Origin of the sequence: Psychrobacillus insolitus (genome assembly GCF_003254155.1) — a bacterium.
Lineage (GTDB): Bacteria > Bacillota > Bacilli > Bacillales_A > Planococcaceae > Psychrobacillus > Psychrobacillus insolitus.
On sequence record NZ_QKZI01000002.1, the window covers coordinates 326,222 to 341,478 of the forward strand.

At 38.0% G+C, this 15,257-nt stretch carries 17 protein-coding genes; all 17 read left to right on the forward strand.

The window, feature by feature from the left end; translation table 11 throughout:
* The first annotated feature begins 1 nt into the window (after nucleotide 1).
* The 17 genes from C7437_RS08865 to murA all read left to right on the forward strand — a co-directional run bounded on the left by C7437_RS08865 (nucleotide 2) and on the right by murA (nucleotide 15,157).
* Complete coding sequence (locus C7437_RS08865; protein WP_111439316.1) at nucleotides 2–1,312, forward strand: methyl-accepting chemotaxis protein; 1,311 nt, start codon at nucleotides 2–4, stop codon at nucleotides 1,310–1,312.
* Nucleotides 1,313–1,408: 96 nt separating this feature from the next.
* Nucleotides 1,409–1,846, forward strand: a complete 438-nt coding sequence (gene rpiB / locus C7437_RS08870; protein WP_111439317.1) for a ribose 5-phosphate isomerase B — start codon at nucleotides 1,409–1,411, stop codon at nucleotides 1,844–1,846.
* Between the two features lie 39 nt (nucleotides 1,847–1,885).
* Nucleotides 1,886–2,431, forward strand: a complete 546-nt coding sequence (locus C7437_RS08875; protein ID WP_111439318.1) for a TIGR01440 family protein — start codon at nucleotides 1,886–1,888, stop codon at nucleotides 2,429–2,431.
* Nucleotides 2,432–2,450: 19 nt separating this feature from the next.
* The gene (gene glyA, locus C7437_RS08880) at nucleotides 2,451–3,686 is read left to right on the forward strand and encodes a serine hydroxymethyltransferase (RefSeq protein WP_111439319.1); all 1,236 of its coding nucleotides are present in this window, start codon (nucleotides 2,451–2,453) and stop codon (nucleotides 3,684–3,686) included.
* Nucleotides 3,687–3,981: 295 nt separating this feature from the next.
* The gene (gene upp / locus C7437_RS08885) at nucleotides 3,982–4,611 is read left to right on the forward strand and encodes a uracil phosphoribosyltransferase (RefSeq protein ID WP_111439320.1); all 630 of its coding nucleotides are present in this window, start codon (nucleotides 3,982–3,984) and stop codon (nucleotides 4,609–4,611) included.
* An 81-nt stretch (nucleotides 4,612–4,692) separates the two neighbouring features.
* Nucleotides 4,693–5,808, forward strand: coding sequence for a non-hydrolyzing UDP-N-acetylglucosamine 2-epimerase (gene wecB / locus C7437_RS08890; RefSeq protein WP_111439321.1), 1,116 nt, complete (start codon nucleotides 4,693–4,695; stop codon nucleotides 5,806–5,808).
* A gap of 468 nt (nucleotides 5,809–6,276) precedes the next feature.
* The gene (locus C7437_RS08895; protein WP_111439322.1) at nucleotides 6,277–6,648 is read left to right on the forward strand and encodes an ATP synthase subunit I; all 372 of its coding nucleotides are present in this window, start codon (nucleotides 6,277–6,279) and stop codon (nucleotides 6,646–6,648) included.
* A 32-nt stretch (nucleotides 6,649–6,680) separates the two neighbouring features.
* Entirely contained in the window at nucleotides 6,681–7,391 is a 711-nt protein-coding gene (atpB, locus tag C7437_RS08900; protein WP_111439323.1) for a F0F1 ATP synthase subunit A, read from the forward strand.
* A gap of 62 nt (nucleotides 7,392–7,453) precedes the next feature.
* Nucleotides 7,454–7,678 (forward strand): F0F1 ATP synthase subunit C, encoded by a 225-nt coding sequence (gene atpE, locus C7437_RS08905; RefSeq protein WP_111439324.1) that lies wholly within the window; start codon nucleotides 7,454–7,456, stop codon nucleotides 7,676–7,678.
* 119 nt (nucleotides 7,679–7,797) lie between these two features.
* Nucleotides 7,798–8,319: a F0F1 ATP synthase subunit B gene (gene atpF, locus C7437_RS08910; RefSeq protein WP_111439325.1), complete on the forward strand. Its 522-nt coding sequence runs from the start codon at nucleotides 7,798–7,800 to the stop codon at nucleotides 8,317–8,319.
* A complete protein-coding gene (locus tag C7437_RS08915) occupies nucleotides 8,316–8,852 on the forward strand; it encodes a F0F1 ATP synthase subunit delta (protein WP_111439326.1) in 537 nt (178 codons plus the stop codon). The genes atpF and C7437_RS08915 overlap by 4 nt, the downstream gene beginning before the upstream one ends.
* A gap of 28 nt (nucleotides 8,853–8,880) precedes the next feature.
* On the forward strand, nucleotides 8,881–10,389 hold the full coding sequence (gene atpA / locus C7437_RS08920; RefSeq protein ID WP_111439327.1) for a F0F1 ATP synthase subunit alpha: 1,509 nt from the start codon (nucleotides 8,881–8,883) through the stop codon (nucleotides 10,387–10,389).
* A 44-nt stretch (nucleotides 10,390–10,433) separates the two neighbouring features.
* The gene (locus C7437_RS08925; RefSeq protein WP_111439328.1) at nucleotides 10,434–11,297 is read left to right on the forward strand and encodes a F0F1 ATP synthase subunit gamma; all 864 of its coding nucleotides are present in this window, start codon (nucleotides 10,434–10,436) and stop codon (nucleotides 11,295–11,297) included.
* Between the two features lie 35 nt (nucleotides 11,298–11,332).
* Nucleotides 11,333–12,748, forward strand: coding sequence for a F0F1 ATP synthase subunit beta (gene atpD, locus C7437_RS08930; RefSeq protein WP_111439329.1), 1,416 nt, complete (start codon nucleotides 11,333–11,335; stop codon nucleotides 12,746–12,748).
* A gap of 24 nt (nucleotides 12,749–12,772) precedes the next feature.
* The gene (locus C7437_RS08935; protein ID WP_111439330.1) at nucleotides 12,773–13,177 is read left to right on the forward strand and encodes a F0F1 ATP synthase subunit epsilon; all 405 of its coding nucleotides are present in this window, start codon (nucleotides 12,773–12,775) and stop codon (nucleotides 13,175–13,177) included.
* A gap of 110 nt (nucleotides 13,178–13,287) precedes the next feature.
* The gene (locus C7437_RS08940) at nucleotides 13,288–13,524 is read left to right on the forward strand and encodes a DUF1146 family protein (RefSeq protein ID WP_111439331.1); all 237 of its coding nucleotides are present in this window, start codon (nucleotides 13,288–13,290) and stop codon (nucleotides 13,522–13,524) included.
* A gap of 337 nt (nucleotides 13,525–13,861) precedes the next feature.
* Nucleotides 13,862–15,157, forward strand: a complete 1,296-nt coding sequence (gene murA, locus C7437_RS08945; protein ID WP_111439332.1) for a UDP-N-acetylglucosamine 1-carboxyvinyltransferase — start codon at nucleotides 13,862–13,864, stop codon at nucleotides 15,155–15,157.
* Nucleotides 15,158–15,257: the final 100 nt, after the last annotated feature.

A 15,257-nucleotide genomic window follows, 5' to 3' on the forward strand; every position in this document is an offset into this window, starting at 1 on the left:
GATGGCAGAAAAGAAAAAGCACGCATTTGGATTACAGAAGAAAATTGTGTTGTTTGTTACCATTCTAGCGCTCGTCACCTACACAGCAAGTGCTTTATTTATTCATTATTTACAGCCTCTCCTAATTGAAGCATCCATCGGAATCGGATCTTTTCAATTTGAAATACTTACATATACATTAGGGATTTTATGGTCTGGAGTTTTAGCTTATTTTTTCAGTGGACTACTGATCAAACCGTTGTTTAGTTTAGAAAGAGCAGCCACATTAGCTTCTCAAGGGAAGATTGGGATCGATGTGGACATCCCTAAAACGAATGATGAAATACATTCGGTAGCCGTTGCTTTTCAAGCGATGCTTTTGAACTTAAGAGAAATGGTGCAAGGTATTGAAGAAAATTTTGAAAAAACCAATGTTACAGTGAATCAATTATCAAAAGAGTCGACGATTGCAGCTCAGCAAGCAGAAGTAATTGCACAAACAATTGGAGATATATCACAAGGTGCAGAAAGTTCAGCGATTGCTATACAAGAAACTGCAGAATCAGTAGAAGATGTTCGAATTCTTGCAACGGAAGTAAATGAGCGAGCGGAGAGGTCTTCTATCCAATCAAAGGAAATGATGCAACAATTAACACAAACTACAAATGTTATTCAAACTCTCGTACAAGGAATTCAAAAAATTGCTTCTGGTAATGAATCGGCATTAGTGAATATACATCAATTAGAAGAGAATGCTAAGCAAGTGGAAAATATTATTCAATTAGTTGGAGATATTGCTGCACAAACAAACTTATTGGCTCTAAACGCTTCTATTGAAGCAGCCCGGGCCGGTGAGCATGGAAAAGGCTTCGCGGTTGTAGCAGAAGAAGTACGTAAGTTAGCAGATCAAAGCAGAAAAGCAGCACAAGGCATTTCTTCTTTAATACTAGCTATTCAAAATGATGTGCAAACTGTTGTCCAACAAATGACAGAGCAAGTGAGTTTTGCTGTTGGAGAAGCAAAACGTGTCTCTGAAACGAATGTAGCAGTAGAAGGTATGTCGAATAAAATTCACGAAATGGCAGATTCCGTTTTAGAAATTTCGAGATTCGTGGAAAAACAATTGATAAATATTGAACATACTGCAAGACAATCTCAAGAAGTTGCGGCAATTGCAGAACAAACCTCAGCTGGAGCAGAAGAAGTAAGAAGTTCAACAGATGAGCAAGCACGATCAATTGATAAAATTGAGCAATTATCGTTCGGATTAAAGGACCAATCGAGCGAATTATACAAGGTTATTAACCAATTTGATAGAAATTCTTCAAAATAGGCTTTTAAAATACAATTCACTTTAATTGAATTGTATTTTTTTTTGAGGAAAAATGGTATGATGAATTTGAGTGCTAAACAGAAAAGAGGGAACAAGTTGAAAATTGCAATTTCTTCCGATCACGGTGGGAATAATCTCCGAAAAGAAATTATTCAACAATTAGAAGAACTTGGACTTTCCTATGAGGATTTTGGTCCTAAAAGTAATGATTCCGTAGATTATCCTGATTATGCAATGCCAGTTTCTGAAGGTGTAGCAAGTGGGAAATTTAATCGTGGGATTTTAATTTGTGGTACAGGTATTGGTATGTCTATAGCAGCAAACAAGGTCAAAGGTATTCGTTGTGCATTAGTGCATGATGTGTTCTCAGCGAAAGCAACAAGATGTCACAATGATTCAAACATCCTTGCAATGGGGGAACGCGTAATTGGTGCAGGTCTTGCAAGAGAGATCGTTGCAACATGGCTAGCTCAAGACTTCGAAGGCGGACGCCACGAACGTCGTATAGAAAAAATCACTGCGTTAGAGAACTAAAGCGAAAGCGCTAGACTTGACAGAAGAAGGTGATTTCTAATGGAAGCAAAAGCTTTGTGGAAACAACAAATGGAACAACTTCTAATGGAAGTAGAGCAGCAAGCTAATTTAAAAGAAAATGATTTATTTGTTATTGGCTGTTCAACTTCAGAAATAATCGGTGAGAAAATTGGTACAGCCGGTGGATTAGAAGTAGCAGAAGTATTATTTGGACCATTACAAGCATTTGCCAAAAGAAATAAAGTTCATCTTGCTTTCCAAGGCTGTGAACATATAAATCGTGCAATTACTATGGAAAGAAAAGCACAGCAACTTTTTAGATTACCGGAAGTTTCAGTTATTCCAGTTGTTCGCGCAGGAGGCTCAATGTCTGCTTTTGCGTACACTCAATTACAGGACCCTGTAGTGGTCGAGCATGTGCAAGCACAAGCCGGCATTGATATAGGACAAACCCTTATTGGTATGCAACTACAACCAGTAGCTGTACCAATTCGCGTGTCCATTAAGCAAGTAGGGGAAGCGGTCGTTACGATTGCAAAAACACGTCCAAAGCTAATTGGCGGAGAACGTGCATTATACGCATGATATTCAAGGAGGAATAATAGTGGAAAAGATTCTATCACAAGATCCAGCAGTATACGAAGCTATGCTTGCGGAGAAAAAACGTCAACAAGCGAACATCGAGTTAATCGCATCAGAAAACTTTGTATCAGAGGCAGTTATGGAAGCACAAGGTTCTGTACTAACAAATAAATATGCAGAGGGCTACCCTGGTAAACGTTACTATGGTGGTTGTGAGCATGTCGACGTAGTGGAAAATATTGCACGTGATCGTTTGAAAGAAATTTTCGGAGCTGAACATGCAAACGTACAACCACATTCAGGTTCACAAGCGAATATGGCCGTTTACATGACAGCTTTACAACCAGGTGACACTATTTTAGGTATGAACTTATCTCATGGTGGACATTTAACTCACGGTTCTCCAGTTAACTTTAGTGGAATACTTTATAACTTCGTAGATTATGGAGTAACGGAAGAAACGGAAGTAATCGATTATGAAGTTGTTCGTGCTAGAGCATTAGAACATAAACCTAAAATGATCGTTGCTGGAGCTAGTGCATATTCTCGTATTATTGATTTCCCTAAATTACGTGAAATTGCAGATGAAGTAGGAGCGTACCTTTTTGTAGATATGGCTCATATCGCAGGACTTGTTGCTGCTGGATTACATCCAAACCCAGTACCACACGCACATTTCGTAACATCTACTACGCATAAAACATTGCGTGGACCTCGTGGGGGATTAATCCTTACAACAGAAGAGTTCGCGAAGAAAATTGATAAAACGATTTTCCCAGGAATTCAAGGTGGTCCATTAATGCACGTTATCGCTGCAAAAGCAGTTGCGTTTGGTGAAGCGTTACAACCTGAATTCAAAGAGTACCAAGCGCAAGTAGTTGCTAATGCAAAAACACTTGCAGATGGTTTAACTGCAGAAGGTCTTCGTATCGTTTCAGGTGGAACAGATAACCACTTAATGCTTGTAGACGTTTCTGCTATCGGTTTAACTGGGAAAGTTGCAGAACATGTACTTGATGAAGCGGGTATTACAGCAAACAAAAACACAATTCCTTATGAAAAACTAAGTCCGTTCATTACTTCTGGTGTTCGTCTTGGAACGCCAGCAGCAACTTCTCGTGGATTCAAAGAAGAAGAGATGAAAGAGATTGCTTCGATCATCGCTAAATTATTGAAAAATCATGAAGATGCATCTGTACTTCAAGAAGCAAAAGAAAGAGTTGCCGCTTTAACAGACCGTTTCCCGTTATATAGCTAATTGAATATTTTGAAGGTAGCTACTTTTCTGTATTGGAAAGGTAGCTATTTTTTGGTATTGTTTAATAAACTCATAGGATATATTCAACAAGAAGTATCGGAAAAAAATAGTGAGATTCTTAATTGCCAATATTAAAGAAATTTAACTGCCAAATAGGTCAAGAGTTCTGTTTTTACAAACCAATGTCACAAAATAAAATAGACGTAATATTAAAAATGTAGGATTGCTGTAAGTATCCTGAGTTTTTTGTTATAATAAAACGAATTGCAAATAAAACATAGAGGAGATAAGCCAGATGCCAAAAGTATTCGTATTTGATCATCCACTTATTCAACACAAACTTACATATATTAGAGATGTAAACACAGGCACAAAGGAGTTTCGCGAACTTGTAGCTGAAGTAGCGACATTAATGGCCTTTGAAATTACTCGTGACCTTCCATTGAAAGAAACAGAAGTACAAACACCTGTCCAAAAAACTAAGTCACAAGTATTAGCAGGAAAGAAATTGGGGATTGTACCAATTCTTCGCGCTGGTATTGGAATGATTGACGGGATATTAAAATTAATCCCTGCAGCAAAAGTTGGGCATATCGGACTTTACAGAGATCCAGAAACATTACAACCAGTTGAATACTACGTAAAACTTCCTGCGGATGTAGCAGAACGTGATTTCATCTTAGTAGATCCAATGCTTGCAACTGGTGGTTCAGCAATTGAAGCAGTAAATTCACTTAAAAAACGTGGAGCAGTTAACATTAAATTTATGTGCCTAATCGCAGCACCAGAAGGCGTAGAAGCATTACAAAAAGCACATCCAGATGTAGATATTTATATTGCTGCACTAGATGAGAAACTTAATGATCACGGCTACATCGTACCAGGTCTAGGAGACGCTGGAGACCGTCTATTCGGAACAAAATAAATAGGAAAAGTTAAACTCCTGCCTCTACCTAGAGGCAGGTATTTATAATGTCTTAATAATTAAAAGGAGTGTCACAATTTCATGCGTAAATGGAAAGTAATGACAATTTTCGGGACGAGACCAGAAGCTATTAAAATGGCGCCACTTGTTCTAGAGCTGCAAAAGCATTCAGAAGAAATCGAGTCGATTGTTACAGTAACTGCTCAGCATCGTCAAATGTTAGATCAAGTTCTAGAGACTTTTAAGATTAAGCCAGACTATGATTTAAACATGATGAAAGACCGCCAAACATTAGTAGATATTACTACTAGAGCACTTGAGGGATTAGATGCTGTTATGAAAGAGGCAAAACCTGATATCGTTCTAGTTCATGGAGATACTTCCACTACATTTGTAGCGAGTTTAGCTGCTTTTTATAATCAAATTACCATTGGTCACGTAGAAGCTGGGCTGCGCACTTGGAATAAACATTCGCCGTTTCCGGAAGAGATGAATCGTCAACTTACTGGAGTAATGGCAGATATTCATTTTGCACCTACGGAAAAATCACGTGCCAATCTACTTGCAGAAAATAAACCAGCAGATCGAATTTATGTAACCGGGAATACTGCAATAGATGCACTTCAAACGACGGTAAGAGAAGATTATTCACATCCTATTTTAGAAAAACTGAAAGATAGCAGAATTATTTTATTGACTGCGCATCGCAGAGAAAACTTAGGAGAACCTATGAGAAATATGTTCCGTGCGATCAATCGTATACTTGAGCAACATCAAGATGTACAAGTTATTTATCCTGTTCATATGAATCCAGCAGTCCGCGAAATAGCAAGTGAAATTTTAGGGGATAACGATCGTATTCATTTAATCGAACCACTAGAAGTACTAGATTTCCATAACTTCGCAGCTCGTTCCCATATTATTTTAACGGATTCGGGCGGAGTACAAGAAGAAGCTCCTTCACTAGGTAAACCAGTAATCGTTCTTCGCGATACAACGGAACGACCAGAAGGAATTGATGCGGGGACATTGAAGCTAGCTGGTACGGAAGAAGAAACAATTTATCAGTTAACGAATGAGTTACTGTCCAGTCAAGATGCTTATGACTCTATGTCAAAAGCCAGTAATCCTTACGGAGACGGAAAAGCATCACAAAAAATAGTAGCCGCATTAAAAGAATACTTACAGAAAAAATAAGAGTGATTAAATACGCCACGTCGCAAAAGAGATTTGCTGACTAAAGTTAAATTTGTCGATAAATTGTCAATTCCGTATGTTATGTGAAGTTTTTCACTCAGAGCAATTGACATCATTTTGACCCTATTGTATGCTTACAAAGGACAATCATGATAGGTGTTTCATGCGTGAAACACTTGTGATATGAGCTTTCTACTAGATTCGCAGTTTTTACTAAATTTAGCAAAAACTTTAAAAATCTTTTAAAGCGTCCAGGCGAGGCTTTTTTACAAGGGATAACAGTGTGTTTTGCTATTTCTCTCACAACTTGTGGGTTCTAATTTGAGAGTGTATTCACAGTTATATGAATAGTTCACACTTTTTGAACCTCTCCAGTATTTCAAGTGATTTGGCTACAAACCGGCATTTGAGCTGGAGTGTAAGCTAATTGCTACCATTCGAAAATATGATTCAGGAGACTAAAGGCCAATGCTAGAAATGCAAGGTATTTTTACTAAGCAAAAAAAATATGAATTTTTTTTGCTCGCAGTTTGTGCAATAGGTTGGGGATTTACCCCGTATTCGACTTTTTTTGCAGGTATAGCCCTAGGTTCTTTATTTGGTCTGTATAATTTCTGGATTCTAGTCCGTAGAATGGAGAAATTTGATCGTGTTGTAGATGGCCCAGGAGGGAAAAAAGTAAGTGTTGGTACAGCTTACCGATTTGGATCAGGTATAGCAGCAGTAGCAATAGCGCTTACGTTTCCAGACGAAATCCATTTGATTGGCACGGTTGTCGGATTAATGATTCCATATGTTCTGCTTATTGTAGAACGGATAATGTTTCATGCAAGAAACTAGTATTTAATACTTGAAAGAGAGGTGAAAGAATCGTGGAACACAAAAATCCAGAATTTGAGTTTCTAGGTATGTATGGAAACTGGTCAAACATTTTAATGCTGGCCGTTACAACACTTATCGTATTTTTGATCGCATATATTGCGACAAGAAACTTGAAGCTTAAGCCTACTGGTATGCAAAATTTTATGGAGTGGATTATGGACTTCGTAAAAGGAATTATTAATAGTAACTTTGACTGGAAAACAGGTGGCCGATTCCATATTCTTGGAATTACAGTTATCATGTTCGTTGCAGTAGCAAACGTATTAGGTCTTCCATTCTCCATATCGTATGATGGTGTACTTTGGTGGAAATCACCAACAGCAGATCCAACGGTAACGTTGACACTTGCTGTTATGATCATTGCACTTACACACTACTACGGCATTAAGATGAAGGGTATGAAAGAATATGGAAAAGACTTTTTCAAGCCTATGCCATTCTTATTCCCACTAAAAATTATTGAAGAGTTCGCAAATACGTTGACACTAGGTCTTCGTCTTTACGGTAATATCTATGCTGGTGAAGTTCTATTAGGACTAATCGCAGGATTAGCAACATCAAGTATTTTCGGCTTTGTTGGAGCAATTATTCCAGCAATGGCATGGCAAGGTTTCTCGCTATTTATCGGCGGAATCCAAGCTTTCATTTTCTGTATGTTAACGATGGTTTATATGTCGCACAAAGTGTCGACAAATCATTAATATAACTGTTTAGTATTACTAAACAGAAAAAAAAAACAACATTCCAAGGAGGAAATTACAAAATGGTAGGTTCAGTTGGTCTTTTAGCAGCAGCTATAGCAATAGGTTTAGCGGCACTAGGTGCAGGTTTAGGTAATGGTATGATCGTTTCGAAAACATTAGAAGGTATCGCTCGTCAACCAGAAGCACGTGGAGCTTTACAAACAGTTATGTTCATCGGGGTAGCATTAGTTGAGGCGATTCCAATTATCGCAGCAGTTATCGCTTTCATCGTATTAAACAAATAAACAATTATTATGGCGGAATCATATCCGCCATTCTCTTTATGTTTGAAAATGAATCAAAACAATTTATTACATTATAGAAGTACCACCTCTTAAAAGCGTTTGAAAGGAGTGAAACAATCGTGTCTTTTGATTACCTTGTACTTGGTGCTGGTGGCACTGGGTTAAACATTTGGGATATTCTAGCTACACTATTCTTCTTTACATTACTTATGTTGTTATTGAAGAAAGTAGCATGGGGTCCACTGATGGGGATTATGACTCAACGTGAAGAGTTAGTCGCAAGTGAAATAGTAGCAGCTGAAACTAGCCGTAAAGAATCACAACGATTACTTGAAGAACAACGTGACTTACTTAAAGAAGCACGTACGGAAGCAATTGCGATTGTAGAGAATGCGAAGAAACAAGGCGATGTAACTCGTGATGAAATTATCACAATTGCTCGCAATGAAGCAATCCATTTGAAAGAATCAGCTATCCGTGATATCGATACAGAAAAAGAAAGAGCGATTGCAGCAGTACGACAAGAAGTCGTTTCACTTTCTGTACTTGCAGCATCTAAAGTTCTTGGGAAAGAAGTTTCCGAAGAAGATAATCGTGCGTTAATCGAGCAAACGATTGCGAAGGTAGGCGAAGCTAATTGAGTAATTCAACTGTAGCAAAGCGTTACGCAATCGCATTATTTGAACTTGCACAACAAAAGAAAGAGCTTCGTTCAGTGGAAACAGATTTACGCGAGCTTAAAATTGTTTGGACTGGCAATAAAGATTTGAAAGAATTATTCACATCTCCAAAGCTAACTCTAGACAAGAAAAAAATGCTTATTCGTGAAATCTTTACAAACGCAAATCCGATTATTATCAATACACTTTTAGTGCTTATTGAAAAGAAAAGATTAGACGAAGTAATTTCAATTATTAATGAGTTTATGGAACTTTCGAATAATGCACAAGGTGTTGCAGAAGCGAAAGTATACTCAACTCGCGAATTAACAGAAGATGAGCGTGCGCGCATTTCAACTGTTTTTTCAAAAAACGTTGGGAAACAATCTTTACGTATTGAAAATATTGTGGATCCATCATTACTTGGTGGTATTCGTATACAAATCGGAAACCGCATTTACGATAGCAGTCTAAGTACTAAATTAGATCGTTTAAAACGTAACTTGATCGGTTAATATTATGAAATTATGAGAGGTGACATACATGAGCATCAAAGCTGAAGAAATCAGTGTCTTGATTAAACAGCAGATTGAGAATTATGAATCTGAGATGAAAGTTAGCGACGTGGGTACAGTTATCCAAATCGGAGACGGTATCGCTCGTGCTCATGGCCTCGACAACGTCATGGCCGGAGAATTATTAGAATTCTCAACAGGTGTTTTAGGTATGGCACAAAACTTGGAAACGAATAATGTTGGTATCGTTATCCTAGGCCCATACACAGACATCAAAGAAGGCGATGAAGTACGTCGAACTGGCCGTATTATGGAAGTTCCTGTTGGTAAAGAATTGATTGGTCGTGTTGTCAATCCACTTGGACAACCAGTTGACGGACTAGGTCCTATTGCAACTACTAAATCTCGTCCAATTGAAAGTCCTGCACAAGGAGTCATGGCACGTAAATCTGTTCATGAACCACTTCAAACAGGTATTAAAGCAATTGATGCACTTGTACCAATCGGACGTGGACAACGTGAGTTAATCATCGGTGACCGTCAAACAGGTAAAACATCTGTTGCGATTGATGCAATCCTTAACCAAGCAGACCAAGATATGATTTGTATCTATGTTGCAATTGGTCAAAAAGAATCAACTGTTCGTAACGTTGTAGAAACACTTCGTAAAAAAGGTGCTCTAGAATACACAATCGTTGTGACTGCATCTGCATCACAACCAGCTCCATTACTATACTTAGCTCCATATGCTGGTGTAACAATGGCAGAAGAATTTATGTTCGATGGCAAGCATGTCTTAATCGTTTATGATGATTTATCAAAACAAGCAGCTGCTTACCGTGAACTTTCATTACTTCTTCGTCGTCCTCCAGGCCGTGAAGCGTATCCAGGGGATGTATTCTACTTACATAGCCGTTTACTAGAACGTGCTGCGAAGTTAAATGATACACTTGGTGCAGGTTCAATCACTGCATTACCATTCGTTGAAACACAAGCTGGAGATATCTCTGCTTATATTCCAACAAACGTAATTTCTATTACGGATGGTCAAATCTTCTTACAATCTGATCTATTCTTCTCGGGCGTACGTCCAGCGATTAATGCTGGTTTATCTGTATCTCGTGTAGGTGGTTCAGCTCAAATTAAAGCAATGAAAAAAGTTGCGGGTACGCTTCGTCTAGACTTAGCATCATTCCGTGAGCTTGAGTCATTCTCTCAATTTGGTTCAGATCTTGATCCGATTACTCAAGGAAAACTTGATCGTGGTGTTCGCACAGTTGAAGTATTAAAACAAGGCTTGAATAGCCCTATTAAAGTAGAGAAACAAGTTCTAATTTTATATGCTTTAACTCGTGGACATTTAGATAATATTCCAGTAAAAGATGTAGTTCGTTTCGAAGCTGAACTTCTTAATTGGATAGATACAAACCACACAAACGTTTTAGATCATATTCGCACAACAAAAGATCTTCCTTCAGACGAAGACCTTTCAAATGCACTTACTGCATTCAAAAAGACTTTCGCTATTTCTGAATAATTCTTTTGTCTAAGTGAAAAAAACGATAAGGTGGTGAAATACTAGTGGCATCATTACGCGATGTGAAAAATAAAATTACGTCAACAAAGAAAACAAGTCAAATCACAAAAGCCATGCAAATGGTTTCTTCTTCTAAATTAAGACGTGCTGAAACTAATGCGAAAGCATTTGGTCCTTACATGGATAAAATTCAAGAAGTGGTAGCTGCAATTGCAACAGGAACAACTGATAGTGGACATCCAATGTTAACTTCTCGACCTGTGAAAAGAACAGCATATCTTGTCATCACTGCAGATCGTGGTTTAGCTGGAGCATATAACAGTAATATAATTCGTGCTGTATCTAATGCAATAACTGAACGACATTCTTCAAAAGATGAGTATGTTATTTTGGCAATTGGACGTATGGGACGAGACTTCTTCGTAAAACGTGGTTCAAATGTAATCGGGGAAGTAATTGGCTTGCCAGATCAGCCGACTTTTTCCAATATTAAAGAAATAGCGCGGAAAGCTGTTGGTATGTTCACTGATGGTACATATGATGAACTTTATATGTACTATAACCACTTTGTCAGTGCCATTTCTAATGAGGTTACTGAGAAAAAAGTACTGCCACTTACGGATATCGCATCAGAATTAGCTACAACTAATGCTTCTTATGAATTTGAGCCTTCAGCTGAAGCAATTCTAGAAGTGTTACTTCCACAATATGCGGAAAGTCTTATTTTTGGTGCATTACTCGACGGTAAGGCAAGTGAACATTCAGCACGTATGACTGCAATGAAGAATGCTACAGATAACGCAGCTGACATGATTAGCGGTTTAACTTTAGTTTATAACCGAGCACGACAAGCAGCAATTACGCAAGAAATTACGGAAATTGTCGGCGGTGCATCGGCTTTAGAATAGTCGAAGATAGAAAAGTAAGACAGGAGGGAACAGTAGTGAACAAAGGACAAGTATTGCAAGTAATGGGTCCAGTTGTTGACGTTAAGTTTGACAACGGCCAATTACCAGCTATTTATAATGCATTAACTGTAGCAATTGAGCGTCCAAACGAAGCGCCTACTACGTTAACGCTAGAAGTAGCTTTACACTTGGGGGATGACTCTGTTCGTACAATTGCTATGTCATCAACAGATGGTCTTAAGCGTGGTACAGAAGTTACAGATCATGGTAGAGCTATCTCTGTTCCAGTTGGTGACGTTACATTAGGACGTGTATTTAACGTACTTGGTGAAGTTATTGACTTAGGAGAAGAAATACCAGCATCAGAACGCCGTGATCCAATTCACCGTTCAGCTCCAACATTTGAACATCTTTCAACAGAAATTGAAATTCTTGAAACAGGTATTAAAGTAGTAGATCTTCTAGCACCTTATATTAAAGGTGGTAAAATCGGTCTATTCGGTGGTGCCGGTGTAGGTAAAACAGTTCTAATCCAAGAACTTATTCACAACATTGCTCAAGAGCACGGTGGTATTTCGGTATTCGCTGGTGTTGGTGAACGTACACGTGAAGGAAATGACTTATTCTATGAGATGAGCGATTCTGGCGTTATTAAGAAAACAGCAATGGTATTCGGTCAAATGAATGAACCACCTGGTGCACGTATGCGTGTAGCATTATCTGGTCTTACAATGGCTGAATATTTCCGTGATGAACAAGGTGCAGACGTACTTTTATTCATCGATAATATCTTCCGTTTCACACAAGCAGGTTCTGAGGTTTCAGCTCTTTTAGGTCGTATGCCTTCAGCAGCTGGTTACCAACCAACACTTGCTACAGAAATGGGACAATTACAAGAGCGTATTACATCAACTAATACTGGTTCTGTTACATCAATCCAAGCGATTTATGTACCAGCCGATGACTATACGGATCCAGCTCCAGCAACAACTTTTGCTCACTTAGATGCTACAACAAACTTAGAGCGTAAATTATCTGAAATGGGTATTTACCCAGCGGTAGATCCTTTAGCTTCTTCTTCTCGTGCACTTTCTCCTGAAATTGTAGGACAAGAGCATTATGATGTTGCACGTCAAGTGCAATATACATTACAACGTTACAGAGAGCTTCAAGATATCATTGCAATTTTAGGTATGGATGAATTAGGAGACGAAGACAAGTTAACGGTTAACCGTGCTCGTCGTATTCAGTTCTATCTATCACAAAACTTCCATGTTGCAGAACAATTTACTGGTCAAAAAGGTTCATACGTTCCTGTTAAAGAAACAGTTCAAGGATTCAAAGAAATTCTTGATGGAAAATATGATCACCTTCCAGAAGATGCTTTCCGTTTAGTTGGACGCATTGAAGAAGTTATTGCAAAAGCTAAAGGCATGGGCGTAGAAGTATAATAAATCGGACCAGGAGGTAAAAATATGAAGACACTTACAGTCAATATTGTCACTCCCGACGGCCCGGTATACGATTCTGAAGTAGACATGGTTATAGCTAATACTGCATCTGGTGAAATCGGTATTTTACCTGGACATATTCCAATGGTTGCACCACTTGTAGTTGGTGCAGTTAAGTTAAAAAAAGATGGAAAATCAGAGTACGTAGCAGTAACTGGTGGATTTGTTGAAGTTCGTCCTGAAAAGGTAACAATTTTAACTCAATCTGCTGAAGTTGCTTCAAGTATCGATTTAGCTCGTGCAAAAGCAGCTGTGAAACGTGCAGAAGAACGTCTTCAAATGAAACAAGATGCAGTTGATTTTGAACGTGCAAACCTTTCTTTGAAACGTGCTATGAATCGTATCAACGTTCATGAGGGTAACATTTAATTTTATTCAGATAATGAATTTAGTATCGAACGGGCAGATTCATATCTGTCCGTTTTTTATCATTTTTAGAAGTAACATTCTAAGGAAGATGGTTGAAAAGGAGTGCGGAGATGGGACTACTAAATGGCGAGCAAGCAATTATTGCAATATTAGCGAATGTATTTTTCATTGGTATTTCATTCTATGCATTACAGGCATTAATGATTGAGAAATTCATTAAAAAAAATAAAGTATTTCAAGCACAATTATTTTATATTTTGACGAGTATAGTTATAGGTTCAACTGTTGCAAGTTTTTTCTTGGATTTAACATCTTGGTCTAATCAACTTCAATACATTTTTGGATAAACTAGATTCTACATGATCATGCAAATACAGGGATAGTTTGTATGATCATGTAGAATCGTATCTTATTTCCTGGGAAATTATATTTGGAAATAGGTTTTATGATGTACTAATTCGGGTAATTTAACATTAACTACACGAAATCACTTGTATGTACGTATACTAAAGCAATTTTAAAAATATAACATTTCCATTGGAAAATAGGGCTTTGAATGCTTGTATATAAGCAAATTTAATAGTATGATGAGTACTGTTTTGAATTACTAAATACTAACATCATTCGTCTTTGTTTAAATACAATAAAATATAATATGAATATATAGAACGCGGAGGGAAAGAATTGGAAAAAATTATTATTAAGGGTGGTCAAACTTTAAATGGTAAGGTTCGTGTGGAAGGTGCAAAAAATGCAGTACTTCCAGTATTAGCAGCATCTTTACTGGCTACAAAGGGTATTAATGTAATAAAAGATGTGCCGACACTTGCTGATGTTTTGACAATAAATGAAGTGTTAAGAAGTTTAAATACGACTATAACGTACAGTCCAGAAAAAAATGAAGTTCTTATTGATTCTCAGGATAAACTTTCAAGTGAAGCACAATTTGAGTTTGTGAGTAAAATGCGTGCATCTATTTTAGTAATGGGGCCAATTTTGGCGCGTAATGGTTTTGCTCGTGTTGCGCTTCCAGGTGGTTGTGCAATTGGATCACGTCCAATTGACCAACATTTAAAAGGCTTTGAAGCAATGGGTGCTAAAATTTCATTTGGCCATGGTTATGTAGAAGCTGAAATTGATGGTCGTTTACAAGGGGCTAAAATTTATTTAGACGTACCAAGTGTTGGTGCAACTGAAAATATTATGACAGCAGCAGCATTAGCTGAAGGTGTTACTTTAATCGAAAATGCTGCCAAAGAACCTGAAATTGTCGATTTAGCTAACTTCATCAATGAAATGGGCGGAAAAGTAAAAGGCGCTGGAACTGATACAATTCGCATTGAAGGTGTAACTGAATTACACGGTACTGAACATCATATTATTCCTGACCGTATCGAAGCTGGTACATTCATGGTTGCAGCTGCTATCACAAGAGGCGATGTAATTATTGAAAATGCTGTACCAGAACACATGACTGCACTTATTTCTAAAATGCAAGAAATGGGCGTTGAAATCTCAGAAGGAGAAGATGGACTGCGTATTCGTGCAACAAACCAACTTAAATCTGTAGATATTAAAACAATGCCTCATCCTGGATTCCCAACTGACATGCAATCACAAATGATGGCATTGATGATGACTTCTCATGGAACAGGAATTATTACCGAAACTGTATTCGAAAATCGTTTCATGCATGTCGAAGAATTCCGTCGCATGAATGGTAACATGAAAATCGAAGGACGCTCAGTAATCATGGAATCTCCATCTGAGTTACAAGGTGCCGAAGTTGCCGCAACTGATTTACGCGCAGCAGCAGCTCTAATACTTGCTGGTCTTGTCGCGGAAGGCATCACTCGCGTAACTGAGCTGTTCCACTTAGATCGTGGATATGTCGATTTCGATAAAAAATTAGCTGCATTAGGTGCAGACATCGAGCGTATTGGAAGCGAAGAATCAGAAAAAGTTGTTCAATTCGTCTAATATATGTAAAACTCCGTGCATTCATACATGCACGGAGTTTTTTGTGTTTTTTTGTATTTTGATAGAGGGTTGTGTGTAACCAGAGAAGGGTTTTGTGGAA

Excerpts from the sequence above, each read along its gene's own strand:
- C7437_RS08935 (WP_111439330.1), top strand. The coding sequence starts at position 12,773 with ATGAAGACACTTACAGTCAATATTGTCACTCCCGACGGCCCGGTATAC.
- C7437_RS08895 (WP_111439322.1), top strand. The coding sequence starts at position 6,277 with ATGCTAGAAATGCAAGGTATTTTTACTAAGCAAAAAAAATATGAATTT.
- C7437_RS08875 (WP_111439318.1), top strand. The coding sequence starts at position 1,886 with ATGGAAGCAAAAGCTTTGTGGAAACAACAAATGGAACAACTTCTAATG.
- atpA (WP_111439327.1), top strand. The coding sequence starts at position 8,881 with ATGAGCATCAAAGCTGAAGAAATCAGTGTCTTGATTAAACAGCAGATT.
- C7437_RS08940 (WP_111439331.1), top strand. The coding sequence starts at position 13,288 with ATGGGACTACTAAATGGCGAGCAAGCAATTATTGCAATATTAGCGAAT.
- C7437_RS08865 (WP_111439316.1), top strand. The coding sequence starts at position 2 with ATGGCAGAAAAGAAAAAGCACGCATTTGGATTACAGAAGAAAATTGTG.
- upp (WP_111439320.1), top strand. The coding sequence starts at position 3,982 with ATGCCAAAAGTATTCGTATTTGATCATCCACTTATTCAACACAAACTT.
- atpE (WP_111439324.1), top strand. The coding sequence starts at position 7,454 with ATGGTAGGTTCAGTTGGTCTTTTAGCAGCAGCTATAGCAATAGGTTTA.
- wecB (WP_111439321.1), top strand. The coding sequence starts at position 4,693 with ATGCGTAAATGGAAAGTAATGACAATTTTCGGGACGAGACCAGAAGCT.